The sequence below is a fragment of the Polaromonas sp. P1_G2 genome (genome assembly GCF_056405515.1).
Genome location: NZ_JBFUBY010000095.1, coordinates 1 through 22,281, shown reverse-complemented (window position 1 = coordinate 22,281; position 22,281 = coordinate 1). Strand labels below are relative to the sequence as shown.

General features: G+C 61.9%; 28 protein-coding genes, 2 pseudogenes and 1 riboswitch. Of the genes and pseudogenes, 11 read left to right on the top strand and 19 right to left on the bottom strand.

All coding sequences use genetic code 11. The features are described 5' to 3' along the window. Positions 1-311 (bottom strand): DUF1801 domain-containing protein (locus tag AC1D0P_RS11890; RefSeq protein WP_477676920.1); only part of this gene is annotated, 311 nt, incomplete at its 3' end. A 126-nt stretch (positions 312-437) separates the two neighbouring features. Then, positions 438-1,406 (bottom strand): hypothetical protein, encoded by a 969-nt coding sequence (locus AC1D0P_RS11885; RefSeq protein ID WP_477676919.1) that lies wholly within the window; start codon positions 1,404-1,406, stop codon positions 438-440. Between the two features lie 211 nt (positions 1,407-1,617). Here AC1D0P_RS11885 and AC1D0P_RS11880 point away from each other — a divergent pair. From AC1D0P_RS11880 to phnD, 8 genes and pseudogenes are all read left to right on the top strand, one after another. Beyond that, positions 1,618-2,842, top strand: a pseudogene (locus AC1D0P_RS11880) (CaiB/BaiF CoA transferase family protein). 56 nt (positions 2,843-2,898) lie between these two features. Continuing rightward, positions 2,899-3,633, top strand: a complete 735-nt coding sequence (locus tag AC1D0P_RS11875) for an alpha/beta fold hydrolase (protein WP_477676918.1) — start codon at positions 2,899-2,901, stop codon at positions 3,631-3,633. Next, complete coding sequence (locus AC1D0P_RS11870) at positions 3,630-4,112, top strand: thioredoxin domain-containing protein (protein ID WP_477676917.1); 483 nt, start codon at positions 3,630-3,632, stop codon at positions 4,110-4,112. The genes AC1D0P_RS11875 and AC1D0P_RS11870 overlap by 4 nt, the downstream gene beginning before the upstream one ends. A gap of 14 nt (positions 4,113-4,126) precedes the next feature. Further along, entirely contained in the window at positions 4,127-4,660 is a 534-nt protein-coding gene (locus AC1D0P_RS11865) for a GrpB family protein (RefSeq protein WP_477676916.1), read from the top strand. A 193-nt stretch (positions 4,661-4,853) separates the two neighbouring features. Next, positions 4,854-4,962, top strand: a riboswitch (glycine riboswitch). A gap of 109 nt (positions 4,963-5,071) precedes the next feature. After that, positions 5,072-6,385 carry a D-amino acid dehydrogenase gene (locus tag AC1D0P_RS11860; RefSeq protein ID WP_477676915.1) on the top strand — a complete coding sequence of 438 codons (1,314 nt, stop codon included), beginning with the start codon at positions 5,072-5,074 and terminating at the stop codon, positions 6,383-6,385. 70 nt (positions 6,386-6,455) lie between these two features. After that, complete coding sequence (locus tag AC1D0P_RS11855) at positions 6,456-6,665, top strand: DUF1737 domain-containing protein (RefSeq protein ID WP_477676914.1); 210 nt, start codon at positions 6,456-6,458, stop codon at positions 6,663-6,665. Next, positions 6,662-7,189: a DinB family protein gene (locus tag AC1D0P_RS11850; protein ID WP_477676913.1), complete on the top strand. Its 528-nt coding sequence runs from the start codon at positions 6,662-6,664 to the stop codon at positions 7,187-7,189. Before AC1D0P_RS11855 ends, AC1D0P_RS11850 begins: the two co-directional genes overlap by 4 nt. 215 nt (positions 7,190-7,404) lie before the next feature. Then, the gene (gene phnD / locus AC1D0P_RS11845; protein WP_477676912.1) at positions 7,405-8,241 is read left to right on the top strand and encodes a phosphate/phosphite/phosphonate ABC transporter substrate-binding protein; all 837 of its coding nucleotides are present in this window, start codon (positions 7,405-7,407) and stop codon (positions 8,239-8,241) included. Positions 8,242-8,417: 176 nt separating this feature from the next. Here phnD and AC1D0P_RS11840 read toward each other — a convergent pair whose 3' ends face one another. The 3 genes from AC1D0P_RS11840 to AC1D0P_RS11830 all read right to left on the bottom strand — a co-directional run bounded on the left by AC1D0P_RS11840 (position 8,418) and on the right by AC1D0P_RS11830 (position 13,218). Further along, on the bottom strand, positions 8,418-11,279 hold the full coding sequence (locus AC1D0P_RS11840; RefSeq protein ID WP_477676911.1) for a DAHL domain-containing protein: 2,862 nt from the start codon (positions 11,277-11,279) through the stop codon (positions 8,418-8,420). Beyond that, complete coding sequence (locus AC1D0P_RS11835) at positions 11,276-12,325, bottom strand: cytochrome-c peroxidase (RefSeq protein WP_477676910.1); 1,050 nt, start codon at positions 12,323-12,325, stop codon at positions 11,276-11,278. The genes AC1D0P_RS11840 and AC1D0P_RS11835 overlap by 4 nt, the downstream gene beginning before the upstream one ends. A gap of 179 nt (positions 12,326-12,504) precedes the next feature. Then, on the bottom strand, positions 12,505-13,218 hold the full coding sequence (locus tag AC1D0P_RS11830) for a DUF4197 domain-containing protein (protein ID WP_477676909.1): 714 nt from the start codon (positions 13,216-13,218) through the stop codon (positions 12,505-12,507). Positions 13,219-13,264: 46 nt separating this feature from the next. On the opposite strand from AC1D0P_RS11830, the gene AC1D0P_RS11825 reads away from it, so the two are divergent. Continuing rightward, complete coding sequence (locus AC1D0P_RS11825; protein WP_477676921.1) at positions 13,265-13,747, top strand: TlpA disulfide reductase family protein; 483 nt, start codon at positions 13,265-13,267, stop codon at positions 13,745-13,747. 156 nt (positions 13,748-13,903) lie between these two features. Here the strand turns inward: AC1D0P_RS11825 and AC1D0P_RS11820 are convergent, their stop codons facing one another. After that, positions 13,904-14,359: a c-type cytochrome gene (locus AC1D0P_RS11820; RefSeq protein ID WP_477676908.1), complete on the bottom strand. Its 456-nt coding sequence runs from the start codon at positions 14,357-14,359 to the stop codon at positions 13,904-13,906. Positions 14,360-14,558: 199 nt separating this feature from the next. Between AC1D0P_RS11820 and AC1D0P_RS11815 the strand changes: the two genes are divergently transcribed. Both AC1D0P_RS11815 and AC1D0P_RS11810 read left to right on the top strand, forming a co-directional pair. Beyond that, complete coding sequence (locus AC1D0P_RS11815; RefSeq protein WP_477676907.1) at positions 14,559-15,245, top strand: cytochrome b/b6 domain-containing protein; 687 nt, start codon at positions 14,559-14,561, stop codon at positions 15,243-15,245. Between the two features lie 91 nt (positions 15,246-15,336). Continuing rightward, complete coding sequence (locus tag AC1D0P_RS11810; protein ID WP_477676906.1) at positions 15,337-15,825, top strand: GNAT family N-acetyltransferase; 489 nt, start codon at positions 15,337-15,339, stop codon at positions 15,823-15,825. 81 nt (positions 15,826-15,906) lie between these two features. Here the strand turns inward: AC1D0P_RS11810 and AC1D0P_RS11805 are convergent, their stop codons facing one another. The 13 genes and pseudogenes from AC1D0P_RS11805 to AC1D0P_RS11745 form a co-directional block, all read right to left on the bottom strand. Then, positions 15,907-16,413 (bottom strand): redoxin family protein, encoded by a 507-nt coding sequence (locus tag AC1D0P_RS11805; RefSeq protein WP_477676905.1) that lies wholly within the window; start codon positions 16,411-16,413, stop codon positions 15,907-15,909. Between the two features lie 219 nt (positions 16,414-16,632). Next, a complete protein-coding gene (gene rpsQ, locus AC1D0P_RS11800; protein WP_092130381.1) occupies positions 16,633-16,902 on the bottom strand; it encodes a 30S ribosomal protein S17 in 270 nt (89 codons plus the stop codon). Beyond that, positions 16,899-17,108: a 50S ribosomal protein L29 gene (gene rpmC, locus AC1D0P_RS11795; protein ID WP_011481236.1), complete on the bottom strand. Its 210-nt coding sequence runs from the start codon at positions 17,106-17,108 to the stop codon at positions 16,899-16,901. Before rpmC ends, rpsQ begins: the two co-directional genes overlap by 4 nt. Positions 17,109-17,120: 12 nt before the next feature. Next, on the bottom strand, positions 17,121-17,537 hold the full coding sequence (gene rplP, locus AC1D0P_RS11790) for a 50S ribosomal protein L16 (protein WP_007866520.1): 417 nt from the start codon (positions 17,535-17,537) through the stop codon (positions 17,121-17,123). A gap of 24 nt (positions 17,538-17,561) precedes the next feature. Continuing rightward, positions 17,562-18,467 carry a 30S ribosomal protein S3 gene (gene rpsC, locus AC1D0P_RS11785; protein ID WP_477676904.1) on the bottom strand — a complete coding sequence of 302 codons (906 nt, stop codon included), beginning with the start codon at positions 18,465-18,467 and terminating at the stop codon, positions 17,562-17,564. Positions 18,468-18,479: 12 nt separating this feature from the next. After that, a complete protein-coding gene (gene rplV / locus AC1D0P_RS11780) occupies positions 18,480-18,809 on the bottom strand; it encodes a 50S ribosomal protein L22 (RefSeq protein WP_007866508.1) in 330 nt (109 codons plus the stop codon). Between the two features lie 9 nt (positions 18,810-18,818). Next, positions 18,819-19,097, bottom strand: a complete 279-nt coding sequence (gene rpsS, locus AC1D0P_RS11775; protein WP_007866503.1) for a 30S ribosomal protein S19 — start codon at positions 19,095-19,097, stop codon at positions 18,819-18,821. A gap of 9 nt (positions 19,098-19,106) precedes the next feature. After that, positions 19,107-19,931 (bottom strand): 50S ribosomal protein L2, encoded by an 825-nt coding sequence (rplB, locus tag AC1D0P_RS11770; RefSeq protein WP_092130383.1) that lies wholly within the window; start codon positions 19,929-19,931, stop codon positions 19,107-19,109. Then, complete coding sequence (gene rplW, locus AC1D0P_RS11765; protein WP_411881975.1) at positions 19,931-20,266, bottom strand: 50S ribosomal protein L23; 336 nt, start codon at positions 20,264-20,266, stop codon at positions 19,931-19,933. The genes rplB and rplW overlap by 1 nt, the downstream gene beginning before the upstream one ends. Continuing rightward, positions 20,263-20,883, bottom strand: coding sequence for a 50S ribosomal protein L4 (gene rplD, locus AC1D0P_RS11760; RefSeq protein ID WP_436155804.1), 621 nt, complete (start codon positions 20,881-20,883; stop codon positions 20,263-20,265). The genes rplW and rplD overlap by 4 nt, the downstream gene beginning before the upstream one ends. Beyond that, on the bottom strand, positions 20,883-21,566 hold the full coding sequence (gene rplC / locus AC1D0P_RS11755) for a 50S ribosomal protein L3 (protein WP_411881976.1): 684 nt from the start codon (positions 21,564-21,566) through the stop codon (positions 20,883-20,885). Before rplC ends, rplD begins: the two co-directional genes overlap by 1 nt. Before the next feature lie 215 nt (positions 21,567-21,781). Continuing rightward, positions 21,782-22,096, bottom strand: a complete 315-nt coding sequence (rpsJ, locus tag AC1D0P_RS11750) for a 30S ribosomal protein S10 (protein WP_007838118.1) — start codon at positions 22,094-22,096, stop codon at positions 21,782-21,784. A 25-nt stretch (positions 22,097-22,121) separates the two neighbouring features. Next, positions 22,122-22,247 (bottom strand): annotated as a pseudogene (locus AC1D0P_RS11745) (EF-Tu C-terminal domain-related protein); the annotation flags it as partial. Positions 22,248-22,281 lie beyond the last annotated feature (34 nt).

Genomic DNA, 22,281 nt, shown 5'->3' with positions numbered 1-22,281 from the left:
ACGTTGACCTCATCACCCTCGTGAAATTCTCTCGTCGCCATTTCGTACTTGCCGCCGGGCTTTAGCAACGGGTCCATCTCGCGAAGGCGTTGACCCCGCCAGAAGCCGAACAGCACGCGGCTTTCTTCAGCACGAATGAGCAGCACTGGCCCGTTCGACAGATAGACCAGGTGGCCCCATTTGATGGCTTCGTCCAGCGCGATGCTGCCGCACAGGACGGTCGCACGCAACTGCTCAACCGTGACACGCTGCCAGCCGAACAGCGCGGCCATATAAGCATCTGGACTAGCAGCGGGGATGTTTTTCTTCATCATGGCAAAGGTTGGGGCCTTGTGTAGATCAGGCGCATCTTATGTCCACCAAGAATTCTTCGATTGCATCTTGAGCGCGATTGACCTCAATATGGATGTCGTGCGTCAGCCGGACCGCAAGGGGAGTTAAGCCTTATCTGACGGCCGAAATAACGCGAAAAGCTTTCGACGAAGATCTTCATCACAAAAATCTTCCATATCGAGCATTCGAATCAAGGCTTCCACCTGCTCTTCACTTCTGTGCTGGTACGCTAAGAGGCGCTTCAACTTTTGCTTCGGAAGATATCGGCCAATGTATTGGTAAGGGTTAATGTCTTTTCGCGCACGCGTGAGCACCAGGTTCCACTCGAACTTCTTACTTAGTCCTTCGTACAGCCTCTTGTGCTCAAGATATGTACCTACAACGCCTGAATACTCGTCGAGAACAGCCCCCTTGTGCCAGGCGTAGAACTTCTCAACATACTCTCGGTAGCCGGCGAACAGCTCGTAGACATCCATGGTGTCTTTTGATTGATCGATAAACTCTCTTGCCTTTGAAGTCCAACCACTCCACGCGAGCAGCTCCTCCTTCGTTACTTGAAATCGAGCCTCTCGCTTCTTCTCTTGAAAGTCATGTGTAATCTGCCAATTTGTTTGAGCGATTCGCCAATGAGTGTTGTAGTTGCGGAAGCACTGCAGAAACTCATGAAGGCCGGGAACTGAAAACTCCTCTTTCAACCTCTCGTCGTACTTCGCGACGGGCGTTTGTCGTTGAAAGTTGCGTGCGTGGTCCACGAGGGTCATTAGCGCTGACGTGCAGTTGAATAGTTTTCGCTTCACCGCACGTGTATGAGACTCCGCTTCGTCAGCATTTGCTGTGTGCCAGAACATCTGATACTTGCTTCGGTCACCGAACAAGCAAATTTCATCAAGCAGATCTGTCACGCTGAAGTGAAAGATCCAGACCGTCTCATCAAGTTCTTCCAAGCGACGCCATAGCCGTCCTCCATCGGTATCTTCGATCGCCGATCGTGCCTCTGTGAAATTGTCAAAGAGGGCCTTTTGGATCGCATCACGGGTCCACGGCTGGGGAATTGCGTCGAGGTAACGAGTCATGAGACCTAACTTTGATGTATCCCAAAAACTGCGCGCCAACATGGCGTCGTGCGAAATGGCAGGGTCTTGAGCCTCTAACATTTTTCATGAGAAACAGCAGATTACATCAACCTTCCGTGAAAGCACACAGGTATATTGAATTCGACAAAGTCGCCGATGATCTCGGCGCGTTATACACCGCCCGCTCCGATGTAAAGGCAAAATGCCACACATGAACTCCCTAAGCGGCATCCGCATCCTCGACCTCTCCCGCGTGCTCGCGGGCCCCTGGTGCACCCAGACTTTGGCGCGCCGACGTGATCAAGATCGAGCGGCCGGGCAGCGGCGACGACACGCGGACCTGGGGGCCGCCGTTTTTGAAAGACGCGCAGGGCGCGGACACCGAGGCGGCTTATTACCTGGGCACCAACCGCAACAAGCGCTCGGTGACCTGCGACATTGCCCAGCCCGCCGGCCAGGCGCTGGTGCGGGAGCTGGCGGTGCACTGCGATGTGTTTGTGGAGAACTTCAAGGTCGGTGACATGGCGCGTTATGGGCTGGACTATGCCTCCCTCAAAGCCATCAACCCGCGCCTGGTGTACTGCTCGGTGACCGGTTTCGGCCAGAACGGGCCTTATGCCGACCGCGCGGGCTATGACTACGCGATCCAGGGCATGGGCGGACTGATGAGCGTGACGGGCGAGCGCGACGRCCTGGGCGGCGGGCCGCAGAAGGTGGGCGTGGCGGTGGCGGATTTGATGACGGGCATGTATGCGACGGTGGCGATACTCGCCGCGCTGCGCCATGCCGAAAAAACCGGAGAGGGCCAGCAGGTGGACATGGCGCTGCTGGACACGCAGGTGGCCATGCTGGCCAACCTGGGCGCCAACTACCTGGTCAGCGGCAAGGCGCCGGGCCGGGCCGGCAATGCGCACCAGAACATCGTGCCCTACCAGGTGTTTGAAGTCGCGCCTGCAGCCGATGGCAGCAAGGATCATCTGATTCTGGCGGTGGGCAATGACTCGCAGTATGCGAAGTTCTGCGCGGTGGCGAATATCCCTGAACTCGCAACCAACCCGCTGTTCGCGAAGAACCGCGACCGCGTGCTGAACCGCGGCCAGCTGGTGCCGATATTGGAAGCCGTGATGAAAACGCGCGGCAAGGCCGACTGGCTGGCGGCGCTGGAGGCGGCGAAAGTGCCTTGCGGCGCGATCAACAGCCTGGCGGAAGTGTTTGCCGACCCGCAGATAGCGGCGCGCGGCATGGTGACCGAGTGGACGCACCCGGTGAAGGACGACTTGAAGCTGGTCTCCAGCCCGATTCGCATGAGCGCGACGCCGGTGCGCACCGACCTGCCGCCGCCGCTGCTGGGCCAGCACACCGATGAGGTGCTGCGCGAACTGCTGAACTATTCCGACGCCAAGCTGTCGGAGTTAAAGGGCGGCAAGACAATTTGACGCGGCAAGTCCGCACAAAAACCTGATGCAAATACCTGATTCAAAGAGGTGACGCGATGAAACACAATTTTGTTCTGGTGCACGGTGCCTGGCATGGCGGCTGGTGCTGGCGGCGGGTGGCGCAGGTGCTGCAGCTGGACCACCACAAGGCTTTTGCGGTGACGCTGACGGGCCTGGGCGAGCGGGCGCATCTGCTGTCGCCGGCCATCAACCTCGATACCCACATCAACGACGTGATCAATTTGATCGAAGCGGAAGAGCTCCACGAGGTGACGCTGGCGGTGCATTCCTACGCGGGCATGATAGGCACGGCCGTGGCCGACCGCATGGGCGGGCGCCTCAAGCACCTGGTGTATGTCGATGCCGTGGTGCCGCAGCCGGGCGAAAGCTGGAGCAGCACACACGACGCGGCCACGCAGCAAAAGCGCATGGCGGGGGCGCAAGCCACAGCCAATTTCAGTTTTGCGCCGCCCGACCCGGAAGTGTTCGGCCTGCAGGGCGCGGACCACGACTGGGTGCAGCGCCGACAGACGCCGCACCCAGGCAACACCTACCAGGCGCCGCTGGATTTTGACGTGAAGCGCGTGGCGGCGGTGCCGCGCACCTTTGTGAGTTGCATAGCACCGGCGCTGGCGACCATTACGCCCAGCCGGCTGCGCGCGCGGGACCCGGCCTTCTGGGACGGCGCCTGGCTGCCGAATTCACGGGTGGTGGAACTGGCCACCGGCCATGACCCCATGGTGACCGAGCCGGCAGCGCTGGCGCACATCCTGCTGGAGTGCGCTGAATGAAGGCGGTGGGCCGGCGCGGTTTTACGGCGGCGCTGGCGGGCAGCCTGGCCTGGCCGCTGCAGGCCCAAGCCAAGGACAGCGCCCTGCCGGTGCCGGCCTCGCTGCCGGAGGCGGCCGGGCTGGCCGCCGCACGCGGCGAACCGCTGGTGCTGCTGGTCACCCTGCCCGGCTGCCCTTATTGCGAACTGGTGCGGCGCAATTACCTGCTGCCCGCGCGCAAGGAGACCGGGCTGGAGGCCTGGCAGCTCAACGTCACCGACAGCCACACGCCGCTGACGGGCTTTGACGGCAAGGCCACGACCGCGGCCGCGCAGGCCCGGACCTGGAAGGCGACTTTCACGCCCACGGTGCTCTTCCTGGGCCCGCAGGGGCAGAAGCTGGCCGAGCCGCTGGTGGGCGCGGCGATCCCGGATTTTTACGGAGCCTACCTGGACGAGCGACTGCTGCTGGCGCGCCGGGCGGTGGTGGCGCTGCGCTAGGGCCTGATAACGCCATGACGGACGCCGGGTCGCTGCAGGCCGCTATCCATGAGGAGGTGACGCTGCGGGCTTACGACCCGCGCTGGCCCGGCCTGTTCGAGGCCGAGCGCGAGCGGTTGCTGTCGCTGTTTCCCGATGATTTCATCGCCATTGAGCACATAGGCAGCACGGCCGTGCCGGGGCTGGTCGCCAAGCCGGTGATCGACATCCTGGCTGGTGTGGCCTCGATGGCGGCGGCCAGGGCGTTGGTGGCGCCGCTGTGCACGCAAGGCTATACGGCCTCCGCCGAATTTAATGCCACGCTGGTAAACCGCCAATGGCTGATGCGCTGGGCGAACGGGCACCGCACGCACCACCTGCACCTGGTGGTGCATGGCGGCGGGGTGTGGGCGCAGCGCCTGCGTTTTCGCGATGCGCTGAGGGCGGATGCCGCGCTGGCGGCGCGTTATGCGGCGCTCAAGGCCGACCTGGCGACCCGGTTCCCGAGCGACCGCGAGGCCTATACCGAGGGCAAGGCCGCGTTTGTGCGTTCGGTGTGTGAAGGCTGAACGCCACCCTACTAGCTACTATTAAGCCGCTGAATCAACCCGCTGGACCTGTACTGGATGACGGATTCGCGCTTGGCAACTGCGGCTTCGGTGGTAAATTCAAACCGTTCAAGCAGGAGAGCGCTGCCCCCAGGGGGCGGCCACCGAAGGCGCAAACTTCCATAATCGCTCAGGTCCCGTACTGCCCGGAAACACACAGCCGTCTGGAGAGACGCCGCATGCAAGGTGCGGCGCACCGAAGGAGCAAGGCCGTTGCGAAAGCAGCGGCTGAATCTCTCAGGTACCAAGGACAGTGGAAGCGGCCGCAAGCCTGTAATGGCCTGGCGGTTGCCATGATTCTTCTTTGACTCAAGCACCTCCAAGGCATTGCGCTTGCGCAACAGCCATTTCTGCTTGAAAAAAGGAATCGCCATGAAAGTCATGGTTTTGGGTGCGGGTGTCACGGGGGTCACGACGGCCTGGTATCTGGCGCAGCGCGGGCATGAGGTCACGGTGATTGAGCGGCGCGGCGCGGCCGCGATGGAAACCAGCTTTGCCAACGGCGGGCAGATTTCCGTGAGCCACGCGGAGCCCYGGGCCAACCCGGGCGCGCCGCTCAAGGTGCTGCAGTGGCTGGCGCGGGAAGACGCGCCGCTGCTGTTCCGGCTGCGGGCCGATGTGAACCAGTGGCTGTGGGGCCTGGAGTTTTTGCGCAACTGCACGCCGGCGCGCACCGCGCAAAACATCCGGCAGATCGTGAACCTGGGCATGTACAGCCGCGGCGCGCTGCAAAAACTGCGCGCCGAACTGGGCCTGCAGTACGACGCGAAGACCCAAGGCATCCTGCACTTCTACACCAGCCAGGCCGAGTACGACGCGGCGCAGGAGCCGGCGCGCATCATGCGCGAGCACGGCTGCGAACTGGACATGAAAACCGCCGACGAATGTGTGGCGATTGAGCCCGCGCTGGCGCAGTGCCGCGCCAGCATTGTGGGCGGCAGCATGACGCCCAGCGACGAGTCGGGCGACGCGCAGGCTTTTACCACCGCACTGGCCGCGCGCTGCGAGCAGGCAGGCGTGAAGTTTCTCTACAACACCAACATCCTGGATGTGCTGGCCAGCGGCGGGCAACTGGACGGCGTGCTGGTCGCCGGGGGCCACGGCGAGGCGGGCGGGCGCGTCGAGATGCTGAAGGCCGATGCCTATGTGATGTGCCTGGGCGCCTTCAGCGCGCCATGGGCGAAGCGGCTGGGACAGAGCCTGCGCATCTACCCGGCCAAGGGTTATTCGGTGACGCTGCCGGTGATCAACGAGGCGGCTTCCTACCAGGTGAGCCTGACGGACGACGAGTACAAGCTGGTGTTCTCGCGCTTCGGCAATCGCCTGCGCATCGCGGGCACGGCGGAACTCAACGGCTACAACACCGAGCTGAACCTGGTGCGCTGCAATGCCATCGTGCGCCGCGTGAAGCAGCTCTTCCCGGAGATGACGGACGGCGAAGGCGCGCAGTTCTGGACCGGGCTGCGGCCGGCGACGCCTAGCAACGTGCCTTACATCGGCAAGAGCAAAACCTCCAATCTGTTCCTCAACACGGGCCACGGCACGCTGGGCTGGACGCATGCCTGCGGCTCGGGCGCGGCGATTGCCGACATCGTGAGCGGGCGTGTGCCGGAAGTGGATTTTGCGTTCACCGGCATGCAATCGCCGGGCCGCCCTATGGCCCTGCCGGGCATGGCGAAGGCCTGAGGGCGGGCGCCCATGCAGCGTTTGAACGGACACGGTAATATCGCCCTCCGTTCATTCGCCGCCTGCCGCCATGACATCACCCACCACCACGCCGCCCGACGGCCTTCCCGCCTACCGCCTCCTCACGGGCCCGGATGACGCGAGTTTCTGCCACCGGGTCAGCGAGATGCTGGCGCTGGGCTACGAGCTTTACGGCTCGCCGACGGCGACCTTCAATGGCGAGAGGGTGATCGTGGCGCAGGCGCTGCTCTGGCCTTCGGTTCGGAGCGACAAGCCATGAGCGCTCCCTTGAATACCGCCACCCTGCAGGCGATGGCGAACTTCCCGAACCAGCTCGAGCAGTTTTACGCGGCCATTCCCGAAAGCCACAGCGACTGGACGCCTTCGTCGTGGGAGGGCATCCCGAGCGAGACCTTTTCGGCGCTGGGCCAGGTCTGCCATGTCAGGGACATCGAGATCGACGGCTACCATGTGCGGCTCCAGCGCACGCTTACCGAGACGAACCCGGTGCTGGCATCGCTGGATGGCTATGAGCTTGAGAAGGAGCGCCATTACGCAGCAGCCGACGCGCGGGAAGCCCTGGCGGCGTTCCGGGCGGCCCGCCTCAAAACGATGGCGATGCTGTCGGCTGTCACGCCGCTGCAGCTGGACCGCACGGCGGAATTCGAAGGCTACGGCGCCCTGACCTTGCGCAGCCTGGTGCACTACCTGTGCAGCCACGACCAGCAGCACCTGGCCGGCCTGCAGTGGCTGCTCGGCAAGATTGACGCGTCGCGCGCCGCGAGCGCCGGGCGAAATTTGTAACACCGGCCTTATCAGGAAAAGGGCTTTTCGCGCTACCTTGGTGCGCCCTTTTTCGGCGAAAAAACCACGGATCGCCCGGGGTATTCCCGCTTTATGTCCCTTCAGCGTCAGTCGGCTTGTAAGTAAAAGTTAACTTGGGCGCACACTGCTTGTACGGCTTCGTGGCCGTGCTGTCCGCGGTTGCGGTTCAAGCAATAACTTTTGGGATGAACGACATGATGACGGTTTATTGGCGTAATGCGGCGGTGCTGGCCGGCACAGCCCTGGCTCTGGGTTCCACCGTGGCGCAGACCGAGAACCCGCGTCCCCCCAAAACAAAAGCTGCCGCCGCGCCGGCAGCCGAAAAGTTTTCAGGCCCGCGCGAAAAAATGGTGGWGGCCATGCCCAAAACCTACGGCAAGACCGAAACCATGGCCTTGTGGGGCGACTACTTCAGCCACCTGTCGCGCTGCGCCAATGTGGAACTGCAGAACGCCCAGGGCGACTCGCTGGAGCGCACCAGCAACGTGGACATCCTGGGCGAGAAGGAGCTGATCGAGGCGCTTTCGACCGGCAAGGCCCAGATCGGGCAAGTGAACCCCGGCCTGGCCGCGCAGATGGTGACCGCCGGGCAGGCCGCGCCTTTCGCGGTGCCGKGCAACAAGGCGACGGGCCAGCGCAATTCCTACAAGCTGATCCTGATCACGCGCATCGACAGCCCGTACCGGGAACCCAGGGACCTGGTGGGCAAGAAGATCGCGCACACCACGCCGACCTCCAATTCGGGCAATCTGGCGCCGCGCGCGCTGTTCCCGGCCCTGGGCCTGACGCCGGACAAGGACTACGAGGTGGTTTTCTCCAACGGCCACGAGCGCTCGGTGACCGGCGTGATGCACGGCTTTTACCCCGCCGCGGCGGTGGCCAGCGATTTGTACCAGCGCATGGTCGTGAAGGGCGACGTCAAGGGGTCGAGCATACGCACGATCTGGGAAAGCCCGCCTTTCATGACGGAAACCTGGACCATGAACAAAGAGGTGTCGCCGGAGCTGCAGGCCCGGCTCATGCTGGCTTGAAGAGCCCAACTCAACCGCTGCATTCGGCCCAGCAGGRGCCGCGGAACCGGCTTCGCCGGGCCGCCRGCGCCGTCCCCTGCAAGGGGAAAAGGGCTACACGMAGYGAGCCCGATAGGGGTGTGCCAATCTTTCGGCTTTGCCGGCCCCAGGCGCCGCCCCCTCGAGGGGGGAACAAGCTACACGCCAGTGAGCTTGGACGGGGGGGAGTCAATAGTCAGCAGCGGGTGCACCGTGCCCCACAGGCTTTCGTCAAGCACGCGCTGCAAGGTGCGCAGCAGCTGGTTGTTGGAGGTGTAGGCCTTCACCAGCACCGCTTCCACACGCTGGGTTTCCGTGGCGACCTCGTCGCTCGCGGAAAACACCACCACCGGCGGCGCGGGGTTCAGCGCCTCTATCGTGTCCAGCAGTTCCCAGCCTGAACCGTCTTTCAAAGTCAGGTCGAGCAGCACCAGGTCATAGTGGTGCTTGCCGAGCTGTTCGCGCGCCTCCTGCAGGCTGCCGGCAAATTCAAAGGTCGCGAAGTCCTGGGCGATGGTCGCGGCGATGCGCTGGATGTCCAGGTCGTCCTCGACATGCAGGATGCGCGGCCGGCCTTCGGCCATGTTGGCGATGGCGCGCTGCAGGCTCAGGATCAGCTTGTTTTCGTCGATGGGCTTTTCAAGCCAGGTCGACACCGCGAGCGGCTGGTTGTTGAATTCGAGTTCGCCGGCTTCGGCGTTGGCGGACACTACCACGATGGGCAGTTCCCGCGTGCGCTCTTCGAGGCGCAGCGCGCGGATCAGGCTGATGCCGTCCAGGTCCGGCAGGCCCAGGTCGACCGTCATGGCGGCGTAGGGCCGTTTCACCACTTGCTCCATGGCCTGCGCGGCGCGGTAGACCATGTCCGAATCGAATCCGCCCTTGTCGAGCATCAGGTTGATCAGGTGGGCGATGTCGGGGTCGTCCTCGCAGACCAGGATCAAGGGCCTGGGCGGCCCGCTGGCCTTGCTTCTGTTTGCATCGATGCTGGCTTCTTCCACCCGCGGCGCAAGTGCTTCGGGCAGCTCAAAATAGAAAACGGTTCCCACGCCGGTTTGCGAGGTGAAGCCCACGCTGCCGTTCATACGCTCGACAATGGCGCGCGAGATGTTCAGGCCCAAACCGGTGCCGCCCTTTTGCCGGGTGTCCGAGGTGTCGGCCTGCGAGAACTTCTGGAAGATGCGTTTGCGGAACTCTTCGGGAATGCCGGGACCGCTGTCGGCGACCTCGACCCGGATCCGCCCGCCGCTGCGCAGCAGCCTGACGTACACACAGGACTCCGCCGGTGAGAACTTCACGGCATTGGAGATCAGGTTGGTGAGGGCCTGGGTCATCCGGTCGCTGTCGACGCTGACCTTCACCGCATCGGCCTGGACGTCCAGGGCCAGCTTGACGTTGTGCTGGCCCGCAAAGCCTTCATTGGCCGTCAGGATCTGGGCCAGCAGGGGCTGCAGTTCCACGATCTGCAGGTCGAAACGCATCTTGCCGGACTCGATTTTCTCGCTGTCCAGGATGTCGTTGATCAGCCGGATGAGCCGCTCGCAATTGCTGGTGGCGATGCCGACGAGGTTCTTGGCCATGGGCGGCAGCTCCCCGGCCACGCCGCCGACGATCAGGCCCAGCGAGCCGCGTATGGAGGTCAAAGGCGTGCGCAGCTCATGGCTGACGGTGGAGACGAACTCGCTCTTCATGCGGTCTATGCGCTTGAGTTCGGTCACATCGGTGCCCAGCGAATAAAAACCGAGCACCTTGCCTTCGTCCTCGCCTTCGCCGTAGCGCGGAAAGTACTGCATGACGTAGTCGCGTTGCTTGCCGTCGGCGCTTTCCTGGGTGCGGTCATACTGCGCCGCGTAGCCGTCCAGGGCTTCCTCGATCTTGCCGCGCTCCTTTTCGTAGAGCTCGCGGCCCATCATCTCGCGCATGGTCTTGCCATGGATCTGCTCGCGCTTCAGGCCGAAGCGTTCCTCATAAGCGAGGTTATAGAACTGGAAGCGCTGCTCCGCGTCGATGTAGGCGATCAGGGCAGGCACGGTGTCGGTGATCTGGTGCAACTGCGTTTCACTGGCGTTCAGCGCGATGGTGCGCTCCTGCACGCGCTGCTCCAGGGTCTCATTGGCGCCCTGGAGTTCCTGGTTGACGCGCTGGATGGTGGAGTGGCTGCTGAGGAGGTCGACCGCCGCGTAGAGGAGCAGCGCCACCAGCACCGCCGAAAAAATCAGCAGGTAGCGACCATAACGCTCGCCTTCCGCCCCGGCCTGTTGCTGCTCGGCCGTCAAGGCATCGTTGGCCTCATCGAGCAGTTTTCCGGTCGGCGCCGCGGCAATGCCCACGAGGAGCTCATTGACTGTTTTCTGCTCGCGCAAAATGGTCTGGATATGCGCGCTGAAGATGCCCAGCCTGTCCCTGATGTCTGGCGGAAAAAGATGCAGGCCGCCTTCCAGCCGGCTTAGCTCGTCCCGTATCTCCGCGCCCCTGTCGCCGGTCGGGCTCTGGCTGTACAGCATGCTCGCGAGCAAAAGCCTGTTCACGCCCGCCGAGATCTGCTGAAACGCCGGCTGCGCGGCACCGCGGCCCGGCACTAGCGACTGCTTGACGTCTTCCGCCGCGGTGGGAAGAAAGGCCAGCGAGTTGCGCAGCACCGAGTTGTTGGATTTGAATTGCTCGATCAGGACGGCCTTGTCCTGGACGGCGCGTTGCAGCGCCGCCAGCTTGGCGGCCTGCGCGGGTGCATCGTGCTTGTGGGCCTCCGCTTCCGACCGGAGCTGCTCCATGAGCCGGGCCATCTCGCCCTGGTTGTCGGCCAGCGCATCGTAGTGCGTGTTGATGCCTATCCTGGACTTCAGCACGTCCAGCTCCCATTGCGCGTCAAGCTGCTTCAGGTGGCGCAGCACGGCGATATCCTCAAAGTAATGCGACTCGTCGAAGCTCTGGGTTTTAGCGTACAGAAACACCAGGATGGACAGCAGCACGGCAGTGACCGCCGCCATCGGCAGCCAGGCCAGTCGATTCGGTTTTTTCACGGTTTGACGTCCAGTTCACCGGTGAGGGTGTTGAGGAAACGGATGATGGCCTCCTTGTCCTCTTTGGAGGCGACGCGGCCGAGCTGGTAGCGGAACATGATGTCGACGGCCTCGTCCAGGGTTTTCGCCGAGGCATCGTGGAAGTAAGGCGCGGTGAGCGCGATATTGCGCAGGCTGGGCACCTTGAAGACGTATTTGTCGCTTTCGACCTTGGTGACGAGGTAGCGGCCCAGATCGGCTTCCGTGGGATTGCCGCGCTTGGCGAAGTAGTCGCCCATGACGCCGAATTTCTGGAACATATTGCCGCCCACGTTGACGCCCTGGTGGCAAGCGACGCAGCCGTACTGCTTGAACTTCGCATAGCCGGCTTTCTCGGGCGCGGAGATCGCATTGGGGTCGCCGCGCAGGTATTTGTCAAAGCGCGAGTTGGGGGTGATCAGGGTGCGCTCGAAAGTGGCGATCGCGTTCTGGATGTTCACCTTGGTGACGCCGTCCTTGTAGGCGGCGGCGAATGCGCTCTTGTATTTGGGGTCCTGCGACACCTTCTGGACCACCTCTTCCCACTTCGAGCCCATCTCRACCGGGTTCTGCATGACATGGTCGGCCTGGGCTTCCAGCGACTCGGCGCGGCCGTTCCAGAACTGCTTGAAATTGAGCGCGGCGTTGAGCACCGTGGGGGCGTTGACGCTGGTGAGCCCGCCGTTGAGCCCCACCGAACGATCACGCCCGTCACCGCCGCCCTTGCTGATGTCGTGGCAGCTGGCGCAGGACACGCGGCCGTTGCCGGACAGGCGCGTATCGCGAAACAGCTGCCGACCGATTTCGGCGCGGGCCGGGTCCTGCTTCAGCGTCAGCGGGACCGGCTGTATGGGCTCATCGAGCAGAGGCGCCGCAGTGGCGGCGTGGGATGCGCAGAGCACCGCGGCCGCCAGCAKAAGTCCCGCCAGGCCGGAAGCCCTTGCGGCCGCGTGTGCGCTTGCCTGCTGAAGCGGCGCCCATGGCCCGCCGCGATAGCCGCGCGCCAACATCCCTGTTGTTGTTTTCACGGCTGCTGTCCTCCTGATCGTTGCTGCAACCAGCCACCATCAGATCACGTTTATCAACCGCGCCCCTTAAGGCATTTCCCGTGTGGGCATATTTACCAACACTATGTAAGTAAATGCTTCGTTTTCACTTCGAAGAAAACCGCAGGCCCAGCGGTGCCCCGCACTCAACTTAGAACTTTTTATTTCATCGATCCGAAGACTTTTTTGAGAATCGCGCTGCCGGTGCCCACGGGATCCTGGCGGATCTTCTTTTCTTCCTCACCGATGATGAGGTAGAGGCCGTCCAGCGATTTGCCGGTGACGTATTGCTGGATGTTGGCGTCTTCTTTTTTGACCAGGCCGAAACCGGCGGCCTTGCCGGCGAATTCGTTGTATTTGTTGGCCAGCCCGACTTTTTCAGTGGCCTTGGTCACCACGGGCAGGAATTTCACACCCAGCGGCGCGCGGGTTTTTTCGGCGAAGAAAGTGGTGACCGAGGTCTCGCCGCCGGTCAGGATGTTCTTGGCGTCGTTCACGTTCATGGTGTGCACCGCGTTGACGAGCAGGTCCTTGCCCATGGGCACGGCCGCTTCGGCGGCGCGGTTGATGGAGGTGACCAATTCGTCGATACGTTTGCCCTGGCCGAAGTTTTTCAGCAGTTTCGACGCGTCTTCGAGGTAACCGGGCAAAGGAATGCGAACTTTTGGGTTTCCGAGGAATCCATCCGTCTTGCCCAGCAGGGCGACGGCCGCGATGGCGCCCTTTTCCAGGGCGGTTTTCAGGCCGGCGCTGGCATCGGCGTTGCTGATGCCGGACAGGTCTCCCAGCGACAGCGCGTGGGCCTGGTGGTAGGTGGCCAATATCAGTGCGCCCAACGCGCTGACGCCGGCCTGGTTAAAATTGCGACGTTGCATGATGAGGTCTCCCATGAAATTGACATCCAGCCGGACAGTATGCCGCATGGCGCTGGCCGGCGTTTTTGCGCTGGCGGCGCTCGCCAGCCTGCCCGGGTGCACTGGCGCGCAGGCAGCGCCTGAGTCGACCTTCGTGCTGCTGGACGGCAGCAAAAAAACCACGGCCGACCTCAAAGGCAAAGTCACCCTCGTCAACTTCTGGGCCACCAGCTGCGTGACCTGCGTGGCGGAGATGCCAAAAGTCATTTCCACCTACAACAAATACAAAAGCCAGGGTTACGACACCCTGGCCGTGGCCATGAGCTACGACCCGCCCAGCTACGTCGTCAACTACACCGAAACACGCAAGCTGCCCTTCAAGGTGGCCATCGACAACACCGGCGCGGTGGCCAAGGCCTGGGGCGACGTCCAGCTCACGCCCACGACCTACCTGGTCAACAAGCGCGGTGAGATCGTCAAGCAGTATGTGGGTGAGCCCGACTTCGCGGCGCTGYACCAGCTGATCGAGAAGCTGCTGGCTGAGACCTGAAGCGTTTCGCATCCCCCAAAAGAAAAGCCGGTTCAAACGAACCGGCTTTTTTATTTCCCCCTTCAAGCAGGGGCCGCGGGACTGGCTTTGCCAGACCGCAGGCGCCGCCCCCTTGAGGGGGGAACAGGCTACACGCAGTGAGCCTGGACGGGGGTGTTATTGATTTCTGAAAGAGTCGTGGCAAGCCTTGCAGGTGCCGGCGGTCGAAGCGAATGCCGTCTTCAGCGTATCGAGGTTGCCGGTCTTGGCGGCGGCGGCCAGCTTGGCGGTTTCGGCGACCAGCTTTTCATGGCCTTCCTTGAACTTGGCCTGCTCGGTCCAGATCTCTGGCTTGGCCTTGGTGTTGCCGCCCTTGTCGGTGCCAGGCGCGAAGCCGGCCCACGGGAGCTTGGCCATGTCGGCCACGATGTCGGCGTTCTCCGCGGCGACTTTGGCGTCGAAGGGGACGCGGCCGTTGGCCATGGCACCGATCCGGCCGAAATGCTGGCTCATGACAAACAGCGCGCTCTGGCGGTATTTGATGGCGTCTTCGGGTTTGGCAAACTGCGCGGAGGCCGGAGCGGCGATGGCCACCAGGGTGGCGGCCGCTGCGATGCAGGCGAAAAGTTTCATGGTTTTCCTCGTGAGGTTTTTTTAGGATATGGTCGGTGGCACGCATGGCAACGCGCTGGGCTTGTTGCCATGTGGCTGAGTTTAGCCAGACCTGATAAGTTCCGCAGGAACTTATGCACTACGGGAAAGCACCAAGAGTCGAGCGAGGCGGCCGGAGGCAAGCCCGGCATAGAGCAACCCACATGAACGAGGAGTGAGCGTGTACACCAACAAGAATCTGCACAAGGTGCGTGTGTGGGACCTGCCCACGCGGTTTTTCCATTGGGCGCTGGTGGCCTGCGTGACCGGCCTGGCCATCACCGGCACCGTGGGCGGCAACGCCATGGTCTGGCACTTCCGTTTTGGCTACACGGTGCTGGCCTTGCTGCTGTTTCGCATCGTCTGGGGCCTGGTGGGTGGGCGCTGGTCGCGCTTTGGCGCGTTCATCTATGCGCCGCAGAGCGTCATCAACTACCTCAAGGGCCAGGGCAAGCCGGAGCACGGCGTGGGCCACAGCCCGATAGGCGCCGGGTCGGTGTTCGCCATGCTGGGTTTCCTGGTGGCGCAAGTCGGCACGGGCCTGCTCAGCGACGACGAGATCGCTTTCGCCGGCCCGCTGACGCGCTTTGTCTCCAATGCCACCGTCAGCCTGACGACCAACTATCACAAGAACATCGGCAAATGGGTGCTGCTGGCGCTGGTGCTGTTGCACATCGCGGCCATCGTCTATTACCTGAGCCGCAAGCACAACCTCGTGGGCGCCATGCTTCACGGCGACAAGGAACTGGTGGTGCAAGCGCCCCCCTCGCGGGACGACACGGTGTCGCGCGTGGCCGCGGCGCTGATCCTGGCGATTTGCGGCGGCGTGGCCTACTGGGTTTCCACCCTGGCGGCGCCGGCGTTCTGAGGCCGTCTGCCCATTGCGGCGGACCGGACGCCGCGGCTGATGGCACTGGCAAACCGCGTTAAACTGGTTGCCGACTTTTCATCGCCGATCCGTGCAACGCCCTTCCATCCAGTTCATCACGCCCGACACGCCGGAGCAGCTGGCCGCGACGCGGCTGGTTTTTCGCGAGTATGCGGAGCAGCTGGGCGTGGACCTGTGCTTCCAGAACTTCGAGGCTGAACTGGCCGAGCTACCCGGTGAATACGATGAACCCGAAGGCACGCTGCTGCTGGCGCTGGTGGACGGCGAAGTCGCCGGCTGTTGCGCACTGCGCGCGCTGGACTCGGTCGACTATCCGAATGCCGGCGAGATGAAGCGCCTCTATGTGCGCAAGCCCTTTCGCCGCTTCGGCCTGGGCCGCCAGCTCGCGGAGGCCATCCTGGACGCGGCGCGCGTGGCGGGTTACCACTCGGTACTGCTGGACACGCTGGACGACATGGAATCGGCGCGCGCGCTGTACGCAGAACTCGGCTTTGCCGAGATCCCGCCCTACTATCACAACCCCATCGCGGGGGCGCATTACCTGAAAGCCGATCTCTAGGCTTTCCCAAAGCGGAAACGAAAAAGCCACCGGGCTCGCGCGCGGTGGCTTTTTTTCTGGCGAAGAATCCGCCCTCAGCCCTCAGCCCTTGGCTTGTGCCAGCAGCGTGGCGGCATCGCTGACTTCAAACTTGCCGGGGCCTTCTACATTGAGGCTGGCGACCTTGCCGTCCTTGACCAGCATGGAGTAGCGGTTGCTGCGCAGGCCCATGCCGCGCGCCGTCAGGTCCAGTGTCAGGCCGGCGGCTTTCGCGAAATCCGCACTGCCATCGGCCAGCATGCGCACCTTGTCGCCGGTCTTCTGGTCGCGCGCCCAGGCGCCCATGACAAAAGCATCGTTGACGCTGAGGCACCAGATCTCGTCGACACCCGCGGCCTTGAGCTCGGCGAATTTTTCGACGTAGCCGGGCACATGTTTGGCCGAGCAGGTGGGCGCGAATGCACCGGGCAAGGCAAACAGGGCAATAGTCTTGCCGGCAGCGGCCTTGGCCACGTCGACCGGGTTGGGGCCGATGCTGCAGCCATTGCCTTCGACTTCGGAAAATTCCATCAGGGTGGTGGCCGGAAGGGTGTCGCCTACTTTGATCATGGTGTGCTCCTCAAAAATAATGGGTGGGTTGAAAATCAACCCCCGCAGTGTAGTGCGGAGGCGGCTAGCGTGCGCTCACTGTGCAAAAGCCGCAGAGGGCTTGAAGGTCATGCCCAGCCGGTACACAGTTGGGCAAACGCCGGCACAAACAAAAACGGCCCACCGAGGTGAGCCGTTTTTAAAGAGTGACTTGACGCCAGCCCCAGGTAGACCCGGGACTTAAACGATCACAGCCTTTTCAACCAGACGGGTCACAACCCAGTTCTTGGTCTTGGAAATCGGGCGGCTTTCGGTGATCTCGATCACGTCGCCCGTGTGGTACTCGCCCTTTTCGTCATGGGCGTGGTACTTGCTGGACAGGGACACGATCTTGCCGTAGAGCTCGTGCTTCACACGGCGCTCGACCAGAACCGTCACGGTCTTGGCGCGCTTGTCGCTCACCACCTTGCCGATCAAGGTGCGCTTGAGGGATTTTTTAGCTTCCGTCATTTTTTGGCTCCTTGCTTGACGATGGTTTCGGCCAGGATGGTCTTGGCACGAGCGATGCTGCGACGCGTGGAGCGCAGCGTGGAAGTGTTGGTCAGTTGCTGCGTGGCTTTTTGCATGCGCAGGCCAAAGTGGGCTTTTTGCAGCTCTTTGACTTCGGTTTTCAGGCCGGCAACGTCTTTTTGGCGCAGTTCAGTAGATTTGGTCATTGTCATTTCCCCTTACTGGCCGATCATGCGGCTGACGAAGGTGGTGCGCAGCGGCAGCTTGGCGGATGCCAGGCGGAACGCTTCGCGGGCCAGCTCTTCAGGCACACCGACGATTTCAAAGACGATCTTGCCGGGCTGGATTTCAGCCACGTAGTACTCTGGATTACCTTTACCGTTACCCATACGCACTTCAGCGGGCTTTTGGGAAATCGGCTTGTCCGGGAAGACACGGATCCAGATACGGCCGCCACGTTTGACGTGACGGGAAATCGCACGACGTGCGGCTTCAATTTGACGAGCAGTCAGGCGACCACGGTCGGTGCATTTGAGACCGAAGTCACCGAACGCAACCGAGGAACCCCGGGTTGCGACGCCGGTGTTGCGGCCTTTTTGCTCTTTGCGGTATTTTCTGCGAGCGGGTTGCAGCATTTTGATTCTCCGTTAATAGACCGATTACTCGGTCTTGGCACCGTCAGCTGCTGCAGCTGGCGCGGCTTTACGGACGCGCTTAACGGTGGTTTTCGGGGCTTCGCTACCAGGGGTAGCTTCAGCCGGCTTGTCGCTTCCATCCGCAGGTGCGGTGTTGGACGCGCCGCGCGGTGCGCGAGCACCACGTGGAGCGGGACGGTCGCTGCCTGGACGATCACCAGGACGCGCATCACGGCGTGGGCCGCGCGGCTTGCGTTCTTCGTCGGGCACTTCCACCATCTTGGCGCCGGGCGCATCGTTGCGGCCCAGCGTGTCGCCCTTGTAGACCCAGACCTTGACGCCGATCACACCATAGGTGGTCTTGGCTTCGGAGGTGCCGTAGTCGATGTCGGCGCGCAAGGTGTGGAGGGGCACGCGGCCTTCGCGGTACCACTCGCAGCGAGCGATTTCAATGCCGTTGAGGCGGCCGGACGACATGATCTTGATGCCCAGGGCACCCAGACGCATGGCGTTTTGCATGGCGCGCTTCATCGCACGGCGGAACATGATGCGTTTTTCAAGCTGCTGCGTGATGCTGTCGGCGATGAGCTTGGCATCAATTTCAGGCTTGCGAACTTCTTCGATGTTCACGGCGACCGGCACGCCCAGCTGGCGGCTCAGTTCTTTCTTGAGGTTCTCGATGTCCTCGCCCTTTTTGCCGATCACGACGCCCGGACGTGCCGAGAAAATCGTGATGCGGGCGTTCTTGGCGGGGCGCTCGATCAGAACGCGCGAAACCGCGGCGTTCTTGAGCTTGGCCTTGAGGTACTCGCGAACCTTGATGTCTTCGGCCAGCATGCCGGCGAAATCACGGTTGCTTGCATACCAGCGGCTGGCCCAGTTGCGGCTAACTGCAAGGCGAAACCCGGTTGGGTTGATTTTTTGTCCCATATCCTGCTGCCTTTAGTTGCCAACCACCACGTACACATGGCACGTGGGTTTGCTGATGCTGTTGCCGCGGCCTTTTGCGCGCGCGGAGAAACGCTTGAGCGTGGCGCCTTGTTCGACGTAGATGGTTTTCACCTTCAGTTCGTCGATATCGGCACCATCGTTATGTTCAGCGTTGGCGATGGCGGACTCCACAACCTTCTTGATGATTCCAGCAGCTTTTTTCTGCGTGAAATTCAGGATGTTGAGGGCTTGATCCACTTTCTTGCCGCGGATCAGGTCAGCGACCAGACGGCCCTTGTCGACCGACAGACGAACGCCCCGGAGGGTTGCACGTGTTTCCATGGTCTTTCCTTACTTTCTCACAACTTTTTTATCAGCCGGATGACCTTTGAAAGTCCGGGTGAGTGCGAACTCGCCCAGCTTGTGGCCAACCATTTGATCGGTGATGTAGACAGGTACGTGCTGCTTGCCGTTGTGGACGGCGATGGTCAGGCCGATGAACTCGGGCAGGATCATGGAGCGACGCGACCAGGTCTTGATCGGCTTTTTGTCCTTGTTGGTAACGGCCTTGTCGGCTTTAGCTACCAAATGATGGTCGACAAACGGACCTTTTTTGAGTGAACGTGTCATGGGTTAGCCTTACTTCTTGCGACGCGAAACAATCATCACTTGCGTGCGCTTGTTGTTGCGGGTGCGGTAGCCCTTGGTCAGGTTACCCCATGGGTCGACAGGATGGCGGCCTTCGCCGGTCTTGCCTTCACCACCGCCGTGCGGGTGGTCGACCGGGTTCATCACCACACCGCGAACGGTCGGGCGAATACCCATCCAGCGTTTCACACCGGCCTTGCCGAGACGGCGCAGGCTGTGTTCTTCGTTGGCGACTTCGCCGATGGTGGCGCGGCACTCGATGTGGATCTTGCGAACTTCACCGGAGCGCATACGCACCTGGGCGTAGGTACCTTCGCGGGCCAGCAGCGTTGCCGAGGTGCCGGCGGAACGGGCGATTTGCGCGCCCTTGCCGATTTGCATCTCGATGCAATGGATGGTGGAACCCACGGGGATGTTGCGGATAGGCAGCGTGTTGCCGACGCGAATCGGCGCTTCCGAACCGCTCACCAGCGTGGCGCCGACTTCAAGGCCGCGGGGGGCGATGATGTAGGTGCGCTCGCCGTCGGCGTAGCAGAGCAGGGCAATGTGGGCCGTGCGGTTGGGGTCGTACTCGATGCGCTCGACCTTGGCCGGAATGGCGTCCTTGTTGCGCTTGAAGTCCACCACACGGTAGTGGTGCTTGTGACCGCCGCCTTTGTGGCGCGTCGTGATGTGCCCGTTATTGTTACGGCCGGCCTTCTGGAATTGTGGTTCCAGCAGCGGCGCGTAAGGCTCACCCTTGTGCAGGTGATCCCGGGAGATCTTCACCATCCCGCGCATGCCGGGGGAGGTGGGTTTCATTTTAATGACAGCCATTACGCAGACTCCCCACCGAGGTTGAGTTCCTGACCGGGCTTGAGCGTCACATAGGCCTTGCGAATGTTGTCGCGGCGGCCGATGGACTTGCCAAAGCGCTTGGTCTTGCCTTTGATGTTCAGGACGGCGACCGACTGGACGTCCACCTTGAACATCAACTGCACGGCGGCCTTGATTTCAAATTTGGTGGCATCCTGCAGCACCTTGAAGGTCACGGCATTGGTCTTGTCCGCGATCATGGTGGCCTTTTCGGACACGATGGGCGCGACCAGGACCTGCATCAGGCGGCCTTCGTCGAATTTCAGTTTTGGAGAAGATGGGTTACGGGCGCTCATGCGAACATCTCCTTGAGTTGGTCCATGGCAGCCTTGGTGACCAGAACCTTCTTGTAGTGGACCAGCGACACCGGATCGGCGTAACGGGGCTCAACCACGAGGATGTTCACCAGGTTGCGGGAAGCCAGGTACAGGTTTTCATCAACTTCATCAGCGATGACCAGCACCGAGTTGAGGTTCATGGCCTTGAACTTGTCGGCCAGGACCTTGGTCTTGGGCGAGTCCACGGTCAGGGAATCAACCACAGCCAGGCGACCTTCACGGGCCAGCTGCGAGAAGATGGCGGCCATGCCGGCGCGATACATCTTCTTGTTGATCTTCTGCGTGAAGTTTTCGTCAGGCATGTTCGGGAAGATACGACCGCCGCCGCGCCACAGGGGCGAAGACGTCATACCAGCACGTGCGCGACCGGTGCCCTTTTGTTTGAAAGGCTTCTTGGTCGAGTGACGGACCTGCTCACGGTCTTTCTGGGCACGGGTGCCTTGGCGGGCGTTGGCCTGGAAGGCCACGACCACCTGGTGCACCAGGCTTTCGTTGTATTCGCGACCAAACACGGTATCGGGCACGTCCACTTTGGACGAGGCCAGACCTTGGTCATTCAGGAGTTCGACCTGCATCAGTTCGCTCCTTTAGCAGCGTTGGCGGGCTTGGCCTTGATCGCGGCGCGAACCGTGACAAAACCACCTTTGGAACCAGGCACAGCGCCGCGGATCATGAGCAGCTGACGGGCTTCGTCGATGCGCACGATGTTCAGGTTTTGCGTGGTCACGGTGACATCACCCAGATGGCCCGTCATGCGCTTACCGGGAAACACACGGCCGGGATCCTGCGCCATACCGATGGAGCCGGGAACGTTGTGCGAACGGCTGTTACCGTGCGACGCGCGTTGCGAGCTCATGTTGTGGCGCTTGATGGTGCCGGCGAAACCTTTACCGATGGAGGTGCCTTGCACGTCCACCAGCTGGCCCACGGCAAACACGTCGGCTGCGGGCACAACGGTGCCTGCGGCGTACTTGCCTGCGACGTCAGCCGTCACGCGGAATTCTTTCAGGATTTCACCAGCCTCAACGCCTGCTTTCGCAAGGTGGCCGGCGGCCGGCTTGGTGACACGCGATGCTTTGCGTGCGCCAAATGCCACTTGAAGGGCATCGTAGCCGTCATTTGCTTCGGTTTTAACCTGGGTCACGCGGTTGTTCGATACATCCACCACGGTGACAGGAACTGTGTCCCCATCATCCGTGAACAGACGCATCATGCCAACTTTGCGGCCCAGCAACCCGAGGGAGTTGCTCAGACTCATGATGTGTTCTTTCGTAACTTTCACCGCTGCGACTTCAATTGGCCGCAGACGTTTTGATGTGAAAGACAGTTAATAAAACCGCCCCATCCATGCAGGCATGAAGCCAACATGCAAAGGACAGCCCAAGAGTATAGCCCAGGTCGCCAAAAATGGCAAACCCGGGCTAAAACCTGTCGATTTGGGGCCCGGCTTGCGGCCGAAACCCCGTTTTTTGCTTACTGCAGCTTGATTTCGACGTCCACGCCGGCCGGCAGGTCGAGCTTCATCAAGGCGTCCACGGTTTTGTCCGTAGGATCCACGATGTCCATCAAACGCTGGTGCGTGCGGATTTCCAGCTGGTCGCGGCTCGTCTTGTTGACGTGGGGCGAACGCAGGATGTCGAAGCGCTTCATGCGGGTTGGCAGGGGCACGGGGCCCTTGACAATCGCGCCGGTGCGCTTGGCGGTGTCAACGATCTCAGCTGCCGACTGGTCGATCAGCTTGTAGTCAAACGCCTTCAGGCGGATACGGATTTTTTGCTTGGTGGCCATGGTAATTCCTTAGTGTTTGCGGAAATTACGCAATGATCTTGGCAACGACGCCGGCGCCGACGGTCTTGCCGCCTTCGCGGATGGCGAAACGCAGGCCTTCTTCCATGGCGATCGGGTTGATCAGCTTGACGGTGATCGACACGTTATCGCCGACACGTTATCGCCTGGCATGACCATTTCCTTGC